The sequence below is a fragment of the Oceanisphaera avium genome (genome assembly GCF_002157875.1).
In the GTDB taxonomy this organism is placed as follows: Bacteria; Pseudomonadota; Gammaproteobacteria; order Enterobacterales; family Aeromonadaceae; genus Oceanimonas; species Oceanimonas avium.
Genome location: NZ_CP021376.1, coordinates 42,365 through 60,024 on the forward strand (window position 1 = coordinate 42,365; position 17,660 = coordinate 60,024).

The window sequence follows — 17,660 nt, forward strand, 5'->3', positions numbered from 1 at the left end:
CCTAGTCAAATAGATAACCAGCCCGCTTAATTGCGGGCTTTTTTATGGCGAGTTAGCTAAATTTGTGCATTTTACTTAAATTTTTTACTATTGCTGCGCGCCATTATTCGACGCTATATAAAGAAACCTCACCGGGTTGGACTTCCAAGCTTAAGGGTTGAGCCATTAATTGGCGCTGCAGAGGATCGTTTTTATCTAATTTATAGACCGGATATTGGGATAAATAGCCACTTAGCGCTTGTAATAACATGGGCAGCATAAAGCGGGCTTGAGGTGAGCTGCTGCCTTCATTTAATTGATAGTTGAGCAATTCAAAGTCATCTAAAAATAGTGCACCTTGTTCATTATCGTAGCGGGGGCGGGCATTAAAATCGCCGGCTAGATCCCAGTGGTACTGGCTTTGTCCTTGGTTAAGGCTAATTAAGGCGCGCCCTAATACCCGTGCTTTGTCGGGGGCTTGACGACCTAGCTCCACCGTTACGTCTTGCATCTTGACCTTAGCGGATAACCAAGAGCCTAAGCCAATGGGGAATTCTCGACCGAGTTGTTGATTTAAGCCTTCATTCAGTTGTTGTTCGGTGAGTGTTAATGCCTGAGCAAACGCACCGCTGGCGCTAGTAAGTGCCAGTAAAAACATTATAATTTTCATCTGTCTGTATCCGCCTCTCAGTTTTTTGTACCTTAGCTTATCGGCAGCAGCGAGTCTGCACCGCCCTATTTTATGGGAGCAAACCATTTTTGTCTGATTATATCTACACCGCCATGGGCTGGTTGCTGTTTTTGGCCCACACCAGCTTAGTACTAGGGGTGACGCTTAGGGTCATTATGAAACGCCGGCCAGTGGGCGTGTCATTGGCATGGTTAGCGCTTATTTATGCCATTCCTATTTTAGGGGTGGCGACTTATATTTTATTTGGCGAAGTACGCTTAGGCCGTAAACGGGCAGAGCGTGCTAAAGCCATGTATCGCCCTTATGCCGACTGGATAAATGTCTTAGTGTCGCGCTTTCCAGGCCAGTCATTTTCTGTGAGTGAGCCTGCACTGCCCATTTATGAACTTGTTAAGGCACGCCTTAATATGCCCATGCTCAGTGGTAACGGCATGACGCTATTAGAAGCCCCTGATCGCATTTTAGGTGCCCTACAAGATGATATTCGTGCGGCCAGAAGCTCTTGTTATTTAGAGTTTTATATTTGGTACCCTGGCGGGCTTGCCGATGATATTGCCTTTGAGTTAATCGATGCCGCCGAGCGCGGGGTGGACTGTCGATTATTACTAGACTCGGTGGGTAGCGCAGATTTCTTTCGAAGCCCGTGGCCGACTAAACTTCGCAACGCCGGTGTAAAAGTAGTGGAAGTACTGCCGGTGGGTGCATTTCGTTTGTTATTTGAGCGCCAAGACTTGCGTATGCATCGCAAGTTAGTAGTCATTGATGATGATGTGGCCTATACCGGCTCCATGAACTTAGTGGATCCTAGCTGTTTTAAACAAAGTGCGGGCGTAGGGCAATGGGTCGATATTATGTTGCGTATCCGTGGTCCCATAGTCCCTATTTTTTGGTCGTTATTTGTTTGGGATTGGGAGATGGAAACCGGTGAGCGCTTATTGGAGCAGCTCGAATATCATCCCATAAGCTGCTTAGATAATCAGCTTAAATTACAGCTGTTGCCCTCTGGCCCTTTTATGGGCGGCGATGCCATACAACAAAGTTTATTAACGGCTGTGTATCAAGCTCGTCGGCGTTTAGTGCTTATCACCCCTTATTTTGTACCCGATGATGCCTTAGTGGCGGCACTGTGCTCGGCGGCTGACCGAGGAGTAGAAGTGCAGTTAATTTTGCCTGAGCGTAATAACTCACGCATGGTCAATTATGCCTGTAATGCTTTTTTTGATGAGTTATTGGTCGCCGGAGTAGAAATACACTTATATGGGGCTGGCTTATTACATACTAAGTGCGTGCTGGTCGATCATCAGTTTGGACTGGTGGGTACGGTTAATTTAGATAAGCGCAGCCTTTGGCTGAACTTTGAAATGACCTTGCTGATTGATGATGGCAAAGCCATGGGCGATTTATTGCAACTGGCCGATGGTTACTTATCAAAAGCCCGACAAGTAAAATGGTTAGAGTGGCGTCGCCGGCCTTTTCGCCGACGCTTGCTAGAAAACTTATTCTATCTGTTGAGCCCTTTGTTATAAGCACTATACCTAATAGGCTTTAGGCCATAATAAAAAATACCGAGCTTGCATTAAGCTCGGTATTTTTCTTTGACGTAGAGCGGTATTTAATTACTGTCGATAATGCTTTAAAAAACGTGCTAGCCGGCCAATGGCATCTTCTAACTCTTCGACTCGCGGTAAGGTCACAATGCGAAAGTGATCCGGCGTGGGCCAATTAAAACCCGTCCCTTGGACGATTAATAATTTCTCTTGGAGCAATAAGTCATGCACCATTTTTTGGTCATCTTTAATGGGATAGACTTTGGGGTCTAGGCGTGGAAATAAATAAATCGCGCCCTTTGGTTTAACACAAGATACACCCGGAATATCATTTAATAACTGCCAAGCCGTATCTCTTTGCTGGCGCAAACGCCCCCCAGGCAGCACCAGCTCATTAATGCTTTGATAGCCACCCAGTGCGGTTTGAATAGAATGCTGCATGGGGACGTTGGCACACAGGCGCATAGAGGACAGCATCTCTAACCCTTCAATGTAGCCCTTTGCTTGGTGTTTAGGCCCACTTATTAGCATCCAACCTTGGCGAAAACCGGCGGCGCGATAGCTTTTAGATAAGCCATTAAAAGTAGCGATCAAGACATCATCACACAAGGTACAAATAGAGTGGTGCGCGACATCGTCGTATAAAATTTTGTCGTAAATTTCATCGGCAAAAATAATAAGCTTATTTTGGCGTGCAATCTCAACCACTTCTAATAAAAACTCACTGCCATACACAGCCCCAGTGGGGTTATTAGGGTTGATCAGCACTATGCCTTTAGTGCGTGGCGTGATCTTGGCCTTAATATCGTCTAAGTCAGGATACCAGTCCGCCTGCTCATCACACAAATAATGAACCGCTTTACCACCCGATAAATTTACCGCCGCCGTCCATAGCGGATAATCTGGTGAGGGTACTAAAATTTCATCGCCATTATTAAGTAAGGCCTGCATGGCCATGACAATCAGCTCAGACACCCCGTTACCAATATAAATATCTTCTAAGTCGACAGTGCGTAAGCCTTTTTGCTGGTAGTACTGCATGATGGCTTTGCGCGCTGAAAATAGTCCCTTAGACTCACAATAACCTTGGCTGGTGGGCAGGTTAACGATCACATCTTTTAATAGCTCCTCCGGCGCATCAAAACCAAAGGTCGCCGGATTGCCAATATTGAGCTTTAAGATCCGATGGCCTTCGTCTTCTAAACGACGAGCTTCTTTGTGCACAGGTCCACGAATGTCATAACAGACATTATCGAGCTTGTGAGATTTATCAACGCTATACATAAGGGTTTATGGCCTCGAAATAGGCACCAGCTAAAGAGTTATCGCAGCTTATTTAGCGCCACTGTTGTTAGGCGAACAGATGGAATAAAAAATACGCAGGAGTGCTGGCTAATAAAACAAAATAATTCAGCCCATGATGAGACTTTGTCTGGCAGATGAAAAGGGCTAAAGAGAAGAAAAGTGCTGACTTTGACGCGAGAGTGGCGCGGTGGTGAATAAATACCCAGCCAGCTTAGTGGTTAACGATAAAAAGCCCCGTACTTAAGAGCGGGGCTAAGAATGTTAACTAGAGTATGGCTATTTTAAGCCGCGACCTTAGTCATACAATCCTAAGTGCGCTTTGGCGTGTGCTTCAAATTCGGTGAAGCCACCAATATGCACTTGGTCGAGAAAAATCTGCGGCACGGTTTCTACTGGCTTACCGACGGTTTTTTCTAAGTCTTCTCTAGAAATGCCTTCTTCATGAATATCGATATAGCGAAACTCAAAGTCATCCCGTTGTGCGGTTAATCTTTCTGCCAACTCTTTAGCACGGACACAAAAGGGACAAGCGGGGCGACCAAAAATAACTGCAAACATGACCTTCTCCAAACTACGAATAAACTGCGCTCAGTATAGCGCGAGCATCAGCTGATGATAAATCGTTTAATTCTTACTTATTAATAGTTTTTAACTATGGTTGTAGTAGTGCCGAGAGCCATGCTCGCTCAAATTGTTTAGCAGGCCATTCACCTTGATTGGCGCTGAGCGCTTGCTCGGCGTCTGGGCTAAGGGATAAGCCATTTTGTAATAACACAAAGGCCTTAGTACCACTAGGAGTGTCAATAAAACCGGCTAAGTTTTGCACATGGGCGATGGTGCCAGTTTTTGCTTGAATTTTGCCTTTGAAGCTGGGGTCTTGCACGCTCTTACGATACCGCAAGGTACCGCTTTCCCCACTAACGGGCAGTAATGGTTTTAACCACTGGGCGCGCGGGTCTTGGGCTATGATCAGTAGCGCATTAAGCAAGTCGGTGGCGCGCACTAAATTATGAGCAGATAAACCAGAGCCATCGGCCAGCCAACTGGGTCCAAGATCAAGGTGAGCTTCTTCTAATAGTATTTCGCGCACCGCCGCCGTGCCATTCGCAAAACTGCCCGCTTGCTTAAAATGTAGCGCCCCTAGAGTGCGCATTAAGCTGTCGGTATATAAGTTATCGGAGTCTTGCAAAATGGTTTGGCTAAGCGTGCTTAAAGGCGGCGAGTGATGACTGGCAAGCCCCTGCCAATCATCTAGCTTAAGGCGGGCATCTTTAATCTCGCCATTGAGTGTCATACCCGCTTGCGCTAAGGCCCAGCGGCTTAAATCTTGTCCCCAAGCGCTCACATCCTGAATGGCAAAGCGCAGTGGCCAAGGTTCTTTTCGGGGAGTAATACAACCCGAGAGGTGATATTGATTAGGGGATGACATGGCGACGTCTAACGAGCAAAAACTGCGCTTTTGGCTGGCGGAGTCTAGCACTTTGACTTGAGCGCTCACGGTAATGGGCTGATGAGCTGGCACCGTCGCTCGCCCAGGTTTGCCAAGGTGGGCATATAGCGCGCCTTGGACGCAATTGTGATCTAAAATCATCGCCGAGACAGGCGCTGTGTAGCACACACTTAAGTCATTCCAAGACCAACCATTACCGCGGTCATAGCCACTAAAGTGCGCTTGGTTAAGGTATAAGTTGCCGGTTATTTTTTTTACACCACTGTGGGCTAATAAGTCTCGTAATTGCTCGCGGCTAAAACTAGGGTCTCCCACAAAGTCTATTAATAAGTCGCCATTAAGCTGGCCGTTTTGTAACTGCCCTCGGTAATAGAGCTGAGTTTGATAGTGCCACTCTGGACCTAATGCCAGCGCGCCTGCCAATGTCGTAAGCAGCTTTTGAGTGGAGGCAGGTTTTAATAATAAGTCTGCATTATGCTCAGCTTCAATCGCACCCGTGTTAGCATCGGCCACCAGCCACGCGGCTTGGCTATGGCTGGGCGCTAAGGGGGCGGCCCACAGGCTGGGACTGATACCCAGTAAGAGAGCGGTAATGTTGGCCCAAAATAACTTCATTAGCATCTCGTTAGTAATAAGGTGAGTAACCATACCTAGCGCTGTGCTTTTATAAAAGCACAGCGCTATTCGTCATATCTTCTATGGCTTGAGTCTATAAGGCATTAGCTAAGCGAAACCGGCCCTGATAATCAAACAAGGTTTCACTGATGCGCCATCCCCGTTTATGTTTTCGAGCAATCACAAAGTCGGGGTGGCGAAACTGGCTGGCGTGAGCCACCACTTGGTCAAGGCTGGTAAAGTGAGGCTCAAGGCTAGGTGCTGGCCAGTGAGGCTGGATAAATTCGATAAAAAATCGTCCAGACGCGCCTTTATTATCAAAGCTCAGCCATTGCTTAAGCTCGGTGCCATCTTCATCAAAATAACTTACTACTAAGGCTTGACCAAATTTACCCTCGCCTTTAGCAAGGCTCATGCCGGCACAGCGTAAAATAAGTGCATCTTTTAGCGCTAATGCTTCTTTTAGTTTTTTATCAGGGTCGACTAATACTTCGCCACATTCGTGGCATTGGCGGGCGGCAATGTCGTTTTCTGCTAAACACTGGGGACAAGATTTAAAGCGAAATCGATAGTCACAGGGCTCGCCTAATTCCTCTGGTTGTTCTTCATCACTAAACAGACCTTGGCAGCGTCGCCCAAAGTGCTCTAACACCTGTCCTTGCTCATTGGTTTTCCCCCAAAAAATATTAGCAAAACCGCAGGCCGGGCACAGTACCTGTACTTGAGTGGTGTCAGGATTGGGGCGCGGCTCGCCCACATCAGGTGCAAATAAGTCCATATTATTGCCCGCATAATCGAGTACTAAGCAATCGGTTTTATCAGGACTTAAGCGCAACCCTCGCCCAATAATTTGCTGATAGAGCGCCACTGATTGTGTGGGTCGCAATAGAGCAATGACATCGACATGAGGAGCATCAAAGCCGGTAGTGAGCACAGAGACATTGACTAGAAATTTAAGCTCGCGAGCTTTAAAGCGGCGAATAATGTCACTGCGCTGGGAGCTTGGCGTCTCGCCGGTGATCAGCGCGGTGTGGGCCGCGGGCAATAAGCTGGCTACTTCAGTGGCATGGCGTACGGTACTTGCAAATACCATCACGCCCACTCGCGCTGCGGCGTAGTCTTGAATTTGGCGCACAATATGAGGAGTGACGCGGGGCTGGCGGGCTAACTCCCGATCCAGCGCTTGTTCGCTAAATAAGCCCTGCTCATAAAGCCTCGAAAAGTCATAATGCACCACAGGGGCATCGACAATATCGGGGGGGCATAAGTAGCCTTGCTTGATCATTAAGCGCAGTGGTAATTCAAATAAACAATGGCTAAAAAATCGCGGCTTACGACTGCGCACAAAGCCATGATAGTGAGTTTGATAAATCCAGCCCATCCCTAAGCGATAGGGCGTCGCCGTTAAGCCTAATACTTTAAGGTTAGGGTTTGCCAACGATAAATGATTCACTACTTTTTTATATTGGCTATCATCAACATCCGATACGCGGTGACACTCATCGATGATCACTAAGCTAAATTGGCTAAATGCGGTCAAATTACGCGCCACTGACTGCACAGAGCCAAACACGACTTGGGTGTGGGTTTGCTTTTTGCCTAAGCCGGCAGAAAAAATAGCCGCTTTCAGCCCATAGCTCTCATATTTAGCATGATTTTGCTCCACTAACTCTTTAACGTGCGCCAATACTAAGACTCGGCCTCGTGCAAGGCGAGCGAGCTCGGCAATCACTAAGCTCTTACCGGCGCCGGTGGGCAACACTATTACGCCCGGCTCTTTATGGCGGCGAAAATAATTCAGCGTGCGCGTAACTGCCTCTTGTTGATAGGGACGTAAAGTAAACATAGTGATGACTAACCATCAAACGAGTAGAGCAGCAGTGTGCAAATAAAAAGCCAAAAAATCAAAACTGAAAGCAGCGCCGAGCGCTGGCTGCTCGGCGCTATGTGTTTCTCGCTCAATTTTGTTTTAGAATAGGCTATGTTTTTTTATTCTTTGCTCTTATAACAACCGAGGCACCTAACTTCATGATAATTAAACCCAAGGTTCGTGGCTTTATTTGTACTACTACGCATCCTGTTGGTTGTGCGGCAAACGTGGCCGAGCAAATTGCATACGTTAAACAGCGCGGTCAGCTGGCTAATGGCCCCAAAAAAGTATTAGTCATTGGCGCCTCTACTGGCTATGGCTTAGCGTCGCGAATTAATGCCGCTTTTGGCAGTCATGCCGCCACCATAGGGGTGTTTTTTGAAAAAGCGGGCACCGAGAAAAAAACCGCCTCAGCCGGTTGGTATAACTCGGCTGCCTTTGATAAAGCCGCTAAAGCCGAAGGCTTATATTCGAAAAGTGTTAATGGCGATGCCTTTTCTGATGCTTGTCGTGAGCAAGTGATTGAACTTATTAAACAAGACTTAGGCCAAGTGGACTTAGTGGTGTATTCACTCGCCTCACCGGTGCGTAAAATGCCCGACTCAGGCGAAGTGGTGCGCTCGGCACTGAAACCCATTGGTGAAGTTTATAAGTCTACAGCACTCGATACCAATAAAGACGTCTTGATTGAAGCCGAAGTAGAGCCGGCGAATGAGCAAGAAATTGCTGACACCATTCAAGTGATGGGTGGCCAAGACTGGGAATTATGGATGGATGCGCTTAGCGAGGCTGGTGTGTTGGCCGATGGCGCTAAATCAGTGGCTTATTCTTATATTGGTACTAGCTTAACTTGGCCAATTTACTGGCACGGTACCCTTGGCAAAGCCAAAGAAGACTTAGACCGCGCCGCCCATGCTATTGATGCCAAGCTTAAAGTTCATGGCGGTAGCGCCCATGTGGCCGTGCTTAAGTCGGTAGTGACCCAAGCTTCAGCCGCCATCCCAGTGATGCCTTTATATATTTCCATGGCCTTTAAGGTGATGAAAGAGCAAGGCATTCATGAGGGGTGTATTGAGCAAATTCAGCGCTTATTCGCCACCCAATTATTTGGCGAGCTGCCAGCACAAGTAGATGAAGAAAACCGCCTGCGCTTAGATGACTGGGAATTACGCGATGCCGTACAAGATGCTTGTCGTGATATTTGGTCTCAAGTGACGGATGATAATATTTATCAGTTAACGGACTACCAAGGCTATAAAGATGAATTTTTACGTCTGTTTGGTTTTGGCTTAGACGGTGTGGACTACGAAGCCGATGTGGATCCTCAAGTTGACTTTGAAGTGATTGAGCTAGCTTAACTTTATGTATTAATCGTTTAAAAAAAAAGCCCAGTCACTAACGACTGGGCTTTTTTAATGTTCATGTTTAACGCGGTACGACTAATCCCTAATCCCCAATCTTGCTCACTCTTACCCTTTGGTCAATATCTCGTTTAACTCAGGGAGCACACCACTTGGTTGCGGCCTGCATGTTTTGCACCATAGAGCGCATCATCTGCTTGGCGTACCCATTGCTGAGCATCTTCCGTTTGGGCATGCAAGGGCGCGATGCCAATACTGATAGTGTATTGCAAACGGCTATTGATCGAGTGTAACTCGGCATCAGCAATAGTAAGGCGCAGGCGTTCGGCAATTAAATGCGCGGCATCTAAGTTGGTTTCTGGCAAGATGACGGCAAACTCTTCACCGCCATAACGGCCTAAATGATCGGTGTGGCGCAAGCAAGCGCGCATGGCATCGGCGAGGTGGCGGATCACTTTATCACCGGTCTGATGGCCATACTGGTCGTTTACTATTTTAAAGTTATCTATATCGAGCATCATCAAGGTGCAGTCGTTGCCATAACGCTGAAAACGATCAAACTCTTGATGTAGTGTCTCCTCCCACGCCCCTCGATTAAGCAGTTGAGTTAAATTATCAATTTTATTTAATTGATTTAACTTTTGATTCGCTTGTTCTAATTCCAAGCGACTGCAAGCTTCATCAGAGACATCGTATACCATTAAACACACCCGCTCGATGCGCCCATTTGGCTCCGCCATGGGGCTAATAGTGACGTTTTGATACATATAAGGTGCGGTGCCAGTAATAGGGCGACTATTACTAAAGCGAAACAGATAAGGCCTAAGCTCCCAAGAAGTAAAAGCGCGGGTATTAAGGGTGACGACTGTGTCTATTTTTTGTTTCAGCCACTCTTGGGGCAGCTCGGGAAACAAGGTAAAGATATTTTTCTCACGCACGGCGGTGGAAGTTAGCCCGCTGTGGTTTTCCATAAAGCCATTCCACAGCTGAATATTAAAGTCTAAGTCCAATATCACTAAACCGATTTCAACGGTTTCTAACATGTCGACTAAAAAGTGAAAAGCTTGGGCGTTGTGTGTGGCAAGCGGCATGGCTTACTCCATTAAATACGTCAGTTTGTGCTCAAGTCTGGTCACAGAGTCAGCAGTTAATAATACGAGCAAATTACAATGTATGTGTTGTTTTTCTAGTTTATAAGGAATTTCAATACACAGCATTTGCTCAGTTTTTTGGCCATGAAATTTAACCAAATTAGCAATCGGCTGATGGCGTCCTAATAAATGAGGCTGCGCTAGGCCAAAGGCGATATCTAATTGCTCACCTAGGCCTTTAATAAAGGCACTAAAGAGAATGTTAGCCATGTCCATAAGCACTTCGACTTCGGGCTCGGCACAGCCCGCTTCTTCATATTTAAGGAGCTCTGCCATATGGTGGCGATCGGTATCGCTAAATAACATCAGCGCCTCACCGGCAATGCCAGAGCCTACAAAACCTTGGCAAACGGCGGCGTAATGTTGTTGCTCTTCATTCGCGGTGAGCGCCATATTCAGCTCGCTCGGCGAGATCAGTGCCACTTTAGGAATAGGCTGCTCAATAAACACCCCTAATAGCTTTGATAGCAAGCTAGAGGCTTGGCCCATGGCAATATTGGCCATTTCCTGTAATTCATCAAATAGATTAATAGGCTCGGTGAGCATAGCGGGCACAGACGAGGGTGCCGTGGTGCTGGAATATAAGCCATACTCGCTAAGCAATTGGCACAAAGCCGCGCTATCCAGCGGTTTTTTAACAAAACCAATAGCACCCAGTTGGCGTACCCTTTGTTGGGCAAGCTCTTGAATATCGCCGGAGATCACAATCGTCATCACTGGGATATTTTGCGCTTTAATGACATTAAGAACTTCATAGCCATCAAAAATGGGCATATTAAGATCAAGAAACAATAAGTCAGCGCCGTTTTCTTGTAAAAAGCTGAGCGCCTGCTCGCCGTCTTGTGCGTAATGCAGCGTGACGTCCCAATCTTTAGGTAATGCGTTAGCCACGTGCTTGCGAGCGACTAATGAGTCATCACAAATTAAGATGTTAGTGGTCATGCTTAGGTCATACTCAAGGTTACGCAGGTTTATGCCGCTATATAGGTGGCTGCCATCTTTATCTAAGCACATTTCATAACCAGTTAATAGCTAAGTACTGGTGCTATATGTAAGGAGATGACGCGGGCATAATTAAGTGCAGTCTTAACAATTAGCTGAGCGTTTAAGCTCACGGATATATTTGGCTACCCCCACGCTGGGGCTTGGCTTAACATAGCGCGTGATAAGCTAGCGGCTTATAAAAAGTGAAGCTAAGTCAGCGGCATGCTTATTTAGCTTTACCTAAACAAACACCCTTTAACCTTCTATTATTAATGATGGCCTTCGCCTTCTATCACTCGGTTGGATAAATGAATAAACGCTTTTCTCTGGGCCATTGGATGCCAGGGTTAATGACTTTACTAAGCTATAAACGAGCTTGGTTAATGACAGATGTGCGCGCCGGCGTCTCAGTCGCGGCCGTGGGCTTGCCGGTGGCCATTGCCTATGCGGAGCTGACCGGCGTGGGTGCCGAAGCGGGCTTATACTCCAGTATCTTGCCGATGATCGCGTATGCGATATTTGGCTCATCTCGCCAACTTATTGTCGGTCCGGATGCGGCCACCTGTGCAGTGATTGCCGCCGTCGTAACGCCCCTAGCGCTTGGAGATCCTACACGCCATTGGCAACTAGTAATGACCATGACCGCCATGACGGGTATTTGGTGCTTAATTGCCAGTCGGTTGCGCCTTGGGGTATTAGCAGATTTTTTATCCAGTCCTATTTTAATGGGCTTATTAAATGGCGTGGCCATCACCATTATTGTGGGCCAGTTATCGAGTGTTTTTGGCTTTAGCTACCATGAAGAGGGCTTAATAGAGCGAGTGTTGGCGGTGCCAGACTATGTGTCTCAGGTACACCTGATTACACTGGCGTTTAGCTTACTCACTTTAGTAGTGATGCTAGTGGGTAAGCGCCTTAAGCCACAGTGGCCTACCTCTTTATTAGCACTGGCTGCCAGTGCTGCTGTGTTATGGGCACTGGGGCCAAAAGTGGCAAATGTGGCGGTAATTGGTAGCTTAAGTGGCAAGTTTCCAGATTTTCAAATTCCAGAGTTTCCACCTGGCTTAATTCGAGAGCTGGTGCTACCCGCCCTTAACTTAGCCATGATAAGTTTTGTATCTTTAATGCTCACCGCTCGCAGTTTTGCTGCGCGTAATGGCTATGACATCGACGCTGATGCTGAGTTTCGTGCGCTAGGTATTGCCAATATTGCCTCAGCCGTCTCTCAAGGCTTTGCCGTGAGTGGTGCCGGCTCGCGCACCGCAGTAAACGATGCTAATGGCGGTAAAACGCAAATGGTGTCGGTTGTGGCGGCGCTGGCTACCGCCGTGGTCACTTTTTATTTATCGGCACCACTACAATATATCCCCACCGCCGCGCTGGGAGTGGTGTTGATTTTGGCCTCCTTATCCATGACCGATTTTCGTGGCCTGTGGGCGCTGCGCCAATCAGATAGCGCGGCGTTTTGGCTGGCGTGGATCACCTTTTTTAGTGTGTTATTTATGGGCGTGATCCCAGGCATTGCCCTCGCGGTATTGCTGGGCTTATTTCAGTTTTTACGCAACGTGATGCGCCCCACCGAACAGTTAATGGGCATTAACGAGGAAGGCGTGGTGCACACCCTTGGCCATAATGAAGAAGTGAAAGCCATTACGGGAGTAATGATTTATCGCTTTAACTCACCGCTTACTTATTTTAATGCCGCCTATTTTAAGCGCCGCGTTTTATTATTATTAGCCAGTGAAAAACAACCGGCAAAATGCCTGATTATTGATGCGGTATCCTGTTTTACTCATCAAGATATAAGTGTCATGACCATGGTGGGCGAGCTCTATAAAGAGCTTAAACGCAGTGGTATTCATATGGTGATGGCGGGGCGGCGCGGGCAAATGACGCTTTGGCTAAAACAAGCAGGTATTCGGGTGGGTGAAGAGGGCATTTTGGTGTATCCCGATGTGTATCAAGCGTTGCGCATGACTAATTGTTATTGGGATGAAGAGCCAGACAGCATTACGCTAGAGTCAGAAGCTAAAGATATTGCCGAAGAAGATGCCGAGCGCCGCGCGCTGGTGGCGGCGCTTAAAGAAGCGGGTACCACACCCAAGGTGGATGAGCTTAATCAAGACGCGGCGCCCAGCCCCCAGTTAAATGTCGGTTCATTATTAAGTGATGAGCAAGCAGCGCCGATATTGGATCTTAAATTATCAGCCAACCCCCAAGCGCCACAGCGCTATGTTAACGCTCATCTTGATAGTGATGTGACACAAGCGCCGCTGCCGGCTGAGTTAGCGTTTCCTCGCTTAAAAACCGCACCCCAAAAGCGTATTATTCAATTAGGTGCGCATGTTGAAGATGCCACGCGCACCAGTAGCGACTTTGTTTTAAACGACGTAAAAACCACCCGTAATAAACGCAATACAACACCGGATAAATCATGAGTAAAGGCAGCACGTTATTATGGTTACCCCCGCCGTTAATTATGGCGATAAGTGCAGGATTAATGTGGTTAACCCAGCGTTATTGGCAGCACCATTCAGTGGTGGGTTTTTCGTGGCACTTTAAAGGCCAAACCACGATTGCGCTATTGCTAGCCATAGCGGCTTTATTGTTAATGGCCGTGGCTGCGCGCACTATGCACCAAGCCCGCACCACCTTATTACCTTTTGAGCCTTTGCGCGCCACTTCTTTGGTCACTCAGGGCATATTTAGCTATAGTCGCAATCCCATTTATCTAGCAGACGCTTTATTATTGTTCGCTTGGCTGCTGTGGTTAGGACTTGGCATCAATCTAGGATGGTTTGCTTTATTCCTACTGTATATGACGGTGGTACAAATTAAAGCCGAAGAGCGCGCCTTAACAGAAAAATTTGCCCATGAGTATCTTGCATATTGTCATGCGGTGCGCCGCTGGTTATAAGAGGCGGCCATTCAGTAAAGCCATCATTGCGTTGTGCCAAGTTACGCTTTTTACCTCGGAGAATAGTTAATGACAGAGTCGGTTTCCTCCCACGCCGAGCCCTTAATGCCACTGACGCGGCTTAATAAATTTATTAGCGAAACGGGCATCTGCTCACGCCGAGAAGCGGATCGCTTAATTGAACAAGGCTGCGTTAAGGTAAATGGCACTATCGCGGGCATGGGCGTAAAAGTCAGTGCGGCAGATGAAGTAAGCGTTAATAATAAGCCGCTGCGGGCTAAGCCAGCGCCAGTGTATTTGGTCTATAACAAGCCGATTGGCATTACTTGCACCACGGATCCTGAGATCGCAGAAAATATCGTGGATGCGGTTAATTATAAAAAATCACGCATTTTTCCTATCGGTCGCCTCGATAAGCCCTCTAGCGGTTTAATTTTACTGACTAACGATGGCGATATTGTGAATAAAATTTTGCGCGCCGGTAATGCGCATGAAAAAGAATATATTGTGTCCATGGATAAGCCCATTACCGCCGATTTTGTAGCACGCATGGCGGCCGGTGTGCCTATCTTGGATACCATTACTAAGCCGTGTAAGGTTAAAAAAATTGGCCATAACACCATTAATATCATCTTAACTCAGGGCTTAAATCGCCAAATTCGGCGCATGGCCAGTTATCTTGATTTTAATGTGACTAGCTTAAAGCGGGTGCGGATCATGAATATAGACTTAGGTGAGTTAAGGCCTGGTCAGTGGCGCTATGTCACTGAGTCTGAATTAGCTTTGATCAACGCTATGATCAGCGACTCCAGTAACACCGAAGAAGCCTCACAACTGGAGCAACCTAAAGCGGCGCGCAGTGGCCCGCGTATTAAAGATGTTGCCCAACCGGCAAACCGTCGAGCTCGCCACGCAGCTCAGCCCCATTCACCGTCTCGAAAGCCCAGTCGGGCGGGTGGCAAAGCGGGGGCTAAAAATGGCCCAAGTACGCAAGCCGCTGGTAAAGGCCGTAGCTCCAGTAAAGGATCCTTGCCAAAGAATGCTCGTAATAAACGCCCTTGATATAGGACGCAGAGCACTCAGTGTTTGTTACTGATAACAATAAATGTTCATCATCCTGACGAAAGTCAGGATCTCGATTTAGGGATTAGTATTCAAGAGCGAGATACCGGAGCAAGCCCGGTATGACAGTCCTAAGGCCGTCATCCTGATGACAATCAGGATCTTGGTTTAGTTTTTGAAACCAGAGCGAGATACCGGAGCAAGCTCGGTATGACAGTCCTAAGGCCGTCATCCTGATGACAATCAGGATCTCGGTTAGCTCCTCCATTATTATGGGGTTGCCTTGTTTCCTGCTTATTAGCTCAGCGCAGGCGCTAGCTTAAGCAAATGAAAATGCTTCTTGCCGCGCTTTAAAATGACGTATTGCTGCTGTAGTAGTGTGAGTTGCCCAGTATCTTTATTGATTAACTGCCCATTGACGGTAATGGCGTTATTAGCGATCAGCTCCCGTGCCTGGCGTAAGGAACTGGCCAACTTACTGGTCACTAACAGCTGGCTAAGTGAATGCTGCCCCTCCTCGGTGAGCGTGGTAAAAGGCATGCCGTCTTGGGCTAACTGTGCTAACTCTGACAAGGTTAACGCGGTAAAATCTCCTGAAAATAAGGCCTCACTAATCCGCTGTGCGCCCTGTAAAGCAGCCTCGCCGTGTACTAATTGTGTCAACTCTTGCGCTAATAAGCGCTGCGCCTGAGGGCGACCTTGGCAATGTGCATCGGTGCGTTCAATCTCGGCGATTTTTTCTAGGCTTTGCAGGCTATAAAAGCGCAAGAAGTTATACACATCTGCATCTGCGGTATTGAGCCAAAACTGATAAAAGGCATAAGGTGAGGTTTTAGCGGCATCTAACCACACGGTGCCCGTTTCGGTTTTACCAAATTTAGTACCGTCGCTTTTAGTAATTAAAGGTAGCGTTAAGCCAAACACCTGCTGCTGATTAAGCCGACGGGTTAAGTCGATGCCACTGGTAATATTGCCCCATTGATCATTACCGCCAATTTGCAGTGTGCAATGATACGCAGCATTTAGCTCGGCAAAATCGTAAGCTTGCAATAATGAGTAGGCAAATTCGGTAAAAGACAGGCCGTGGTCGGGGCGAGCTAAACGCTGCTTAACTGAGTCTTTGGCAATCATGGCATTGACTGAAAAATGCTTACCGATATCGCGCAAAAAGCTAAATAAGTCGAGCTTATTCATCCACTTTGCATTATCGAGCAGCTTCACCTTGGCTTGTTGCTCGAAAGGTTGCGCTAGACTCATGCCCAATAAGGGCGCAATTTGGCCTTGTAAGTCGGTTACCCAATCTTGCACTTGGGCCTTGCTATTAAGGTTTCGCTCACCGTCTTTAAAGCTGGGGTCGCCTATCATACCGGTGGCGCCACCGACTAGCGCTATCACCTGATGCCCCGCCTCTTTAAAGCGGCGCAACATTAATAGCGGTACTAGGTGGCCAATGTGCAAACTGCCTGCCGTTGGGTCAAAGCCGCAATACAGCGTGCGCGGCGCTTGATTTAAGTGATGATGGAGCGCTTGGCCATTAGTGGTTTGGGCAATTAGCCCGCGCTGTTCAAGCTCAGTTAATAAAGGATTAGGGGTGAATAAGTCAGTCATGAGTCACTCAAGCATAAAAATAAAGTCTTATGCTTACTAATTCGTACTGGCTTGCCTATGTCCCTAAAGGGATAGTTTTCGATATAATGTCAGCGCCAAGTACCCAGCTTAAAAATAAAGACTAAAAACTTCTTTGCCACGAAAAAATTAAGCCAAGATAAGACCGACCAAGACCTAACATATTAATAGTAAGAGCTCGCCTCGTTTAGGCTGCATGTTGGCTCGTCCATTTACTCTTTACGCTTCACTCCTCATCACTCCTGTGCGCTGTAACTTAAGGACGCTTATGTCGATAGCCAATGAAAATAAACAGCAGGCTTTAACCGAAGCGGTGCAAGCCATAGGGCGTCCCAGCTTTGCTCGGTGTTTAGCAAACCTAGTACAAGCCCAAGTAGCCAGTGATTGTTGCCTAATACTAAGTTATCAAGACTCGGGCTCACCGCTTTATTTATATGATAATTTAAGTCAACAGCGAGACTTATTATTTAGTCAGTATTTAAGCGGCTTATATGCTCAAGACCCTTTTTACCGCGCCTTACGCCAAGGTTTGGGCGAGGGCGTTTATTCTCTCCAGCAAGTACTGCAGCATGCCGGTGCGCCTATGCCCGAATATGCAGCAGGCTTTTATCAAGCCACTGGCTGGCAACAAGAGTTAGGCTTGACCATCTGCTTACCCGCAGGCCAATGGCTAACGGTATTTTTAGGGCGCTTTACGCGCCAGTCCTTTAGCGCAAACGAACAAACCTCACTGCGCCACCTGCTGCCATTATTACGTGCGCTTTGTCACCAGCATTGGCAAGCGCCGCTTAGCTCTTTTGTCGTGCCCTCTCAAGACATAGCGGCTAATTCCAAACAGGCAAACGATATGTATAGTCGTGTGCACCATGCACTACATAGCTTTGGGCACGCGCGTCTTACCGCTCGTGAGCAACAAGTGGCCAGAGGACTATTGCAAGGCTTAGATAATGACGCCCTTGCACACCAGTTGGGCATAGGGCAGGGCACGGTTAAAAATCATCGCAAGCAGGTGTATCGAAAATTAGCCATCGACTCCCAGGCCGCTTTGTTTGCGCGCTTTCTTAATCATTTGATCTCTGAAGACACAGCACCCCGCACCTAA

The 17,660-nt window shown here is 47.4% G+C and carries 13 protein-coding genes and 1 pseudogene; 6 read left to right on the forward strand and 8 right to left on the reverse strand.

Translation table 11 applies throughout. The features are described from left to right. Positions 1–103: 103 nt before the first annotated feature. Positions 104–649, reverse strand: a complete 546-nt coding sequence (locus CBP12_RS00195) for a DUF1439 domain-containing protein (protein WP_086961827.1) — start codon at positions 647–649, stop codon at positions 104–106. 113 nt (positions 650–762) lie between these two features. Between CBP12_RS00195 and cls the strand changes: the two genes are divergently transcribed. After that, complete coding sequence (gene cls, locus CBP12_RS00200; protein ID WP_086961829.1) at positions 763–2,196, forward strand: cardiolipin synthase; 1,434 nt, start codon at positions 763–765, stop codon at positions 2,194–2,196. Between the two features lie 90 nt (positions 2,197–2,286). Here the strand turns inward: cls and CBP12_RS00205 are convergent, their stop codons facing one another. The 4 genes from CBP12_RS00205 to CBP12_RS00220 all read right to left on the reverse strand — a co-directional run bounded on the left by CBP12_RS00205 (position 2,287) and on the right by CBP12_RS00220 (position 7,433). Then, a complete protein-coding gene (locus CBP12_RS00205) occupies positions 2,287–3,501 on the reverse strand; it encodes a pyridoxal phosphate-dependent aminotransferase (protein WP_086961831.1) in 1,215 nt (404 codons plus the stop codon). A gap of 315 nt (positions 3,502–3,816) precedes the next feature. Further along, positions 3,817–4,080: a GrxA family glutaredoxin gene (locus CBP12_RS00210; protein WP_086961833.1), complete on the reverse strand. Its 264-nt coding sequence runs from the start codon at positions 4,078–4,080 to the stop codon at positions 3,817–3,819. A 94-nt stretch (positions 4,081–4,174) separates the two neighbouring features. Beyond that, positions 4,175–5,587 carry a D-alanyl-D-alanine carboxypeptidase/D-alanyl-D-alanine endopeptidase gene (dacB, locus tag CBP12_RS00215; protein WP_086961835.1) on the reverse strand — a complete coding sequence of 471 codons (1,413 nt, stop codon included), beginning with the start codon at positions 5,585–5,587 and terminating at the stop codon, positions 4,175–4,177. A gap of 94 nt (positions 5,588–5,681) precedes the next feature. Beyond that, positions 5,682–7,433: a DEAD/DEAH box helicase gene (locus CBP12_RS00220; RefSeq protein WP_086961837.1), complete on the reverse strand. Its 1,752-nt coding sequence runs from the start codon at positions 7,431–7,433 to the stop codon at positions 5,682–5,684. Positions 7,434–7,615: 182 nt separating this feature from the next. Here CBP12_RS00220 and fabV point away from each other — a divergent pair, with 182 nt between their 5' ends. Continuing rightward, on the forward strand, positions 7,616–8,815 hold the full coding sequence (fabV, locus tag CBP12_RS00225; RefSeq protein ID WP_086961839.1) for an enoyl-ACP reductase FabV: 1,200 nt from the start codon (positions 7,616–7,618) through the stop codon (positions 8,813–8,815). 134 nt (positions 8,816–8,949) lie between these two features. On the opposite strand, the gene CBP12_RS00230 is transcribed toward fabV, so the two are convergent. Together CBP12_RS00230 and CBP12_RS00235 are read right to left on the reverse strand one after the other, a co-directional pair. Beyond that, entirely contained in the window at positions 8,950–9,909 is a 960-nt protein-coding gene (locus tag CBP12_RS00230; protein ID WP_086961841.1) for a sensor domain-containing diguanylate cyclase, read from the reverse strand. A gap of 3 nt (positions 9,910–9,912) precedes the next feature. Continuing rightward, the gene (locus CBP12_RS00235) at positions 9,913–10,911 is read right to left on the reverse strand and encodes a response regulator (protein WP_086965232.1); all 999 of its coding nucleotides are present in this window, start codon (positions 10,909–10,911) and stop codon (positions 9,913–9,915) included. Positions 10,912–11,261: 350 nt separating this feature from the next. On the opposite strand from CBP12_RS00235, the pseudogene CBP12_RS00240 reads away from it, so the two are divergent. The 3 genes and pseudogenes from CBP12_RS00240 to rluF form a co-directional block, all read left to right on the forward strand. Then, a pseudogene (locus CBP12_RS00240) lies at positions 11,262–13,058 on the forward strand (SulP family inorganic anion transporter); the annotation flags it as partial. Positions 13,059–13,387: 329 nt separating this feature from the next. Continuing rightward, complete coding sequence (locus CBP12_RS00245) at positions 13,388–13,870, forward strand: methyltransferase family protein (RefSeq protein WP_086961845.1); 483 nt, start codon at positions 13,388–13,390, stop codon at positions 13,868–13,870. Positions 13,871–13,939: 69 nt separating this feature from the next. Further along, the gene (rluF, locus tag CBP12_RS00250) at positions 13,940–14,932 is read left to right on the forward strand and encodes a 23S rRNA pseudouridine(2604) synthase RluF (RefSeq protein WP_232455098.1); all 993 of its coding nucleotides are present in this window, start codon (positions 13,940–13,942) and stop codon (positions 14,930–14,932) included. A gap of 297 nt (positions 14,933–15,229) precedes the next feature. Here the strand turns inward: rluF and tyrS are convergent, their stop codons facing one another. Further along, a complete protein-coding gene (gene tyrS / locus CBP12_RS00260; RefSeq protein ID WP_086961849.1) occupies positions 15,230–16,540 on the reverse strand; it encodes a tyrosine--tRNA ligase in 1,311 nt (436 codons plus the stop codon). A 286-nt stretch (positions 16,541–16,826) separates the two neighbouring features. Here tyrS and CBP12_RS00265 point away from each other — a divergent pair, with 286 nt between their 5' ends. Beyond that, positions 16,827–17,660, forward strand: a complete 834-nt coding sequence (locus tag CBP12_RS00265; protein ID WP_086961851.1) for a helix-turn-helix transcriptional regulator — start codon at positions 16,827–16,829, stop codon at positions 17,658–17,660.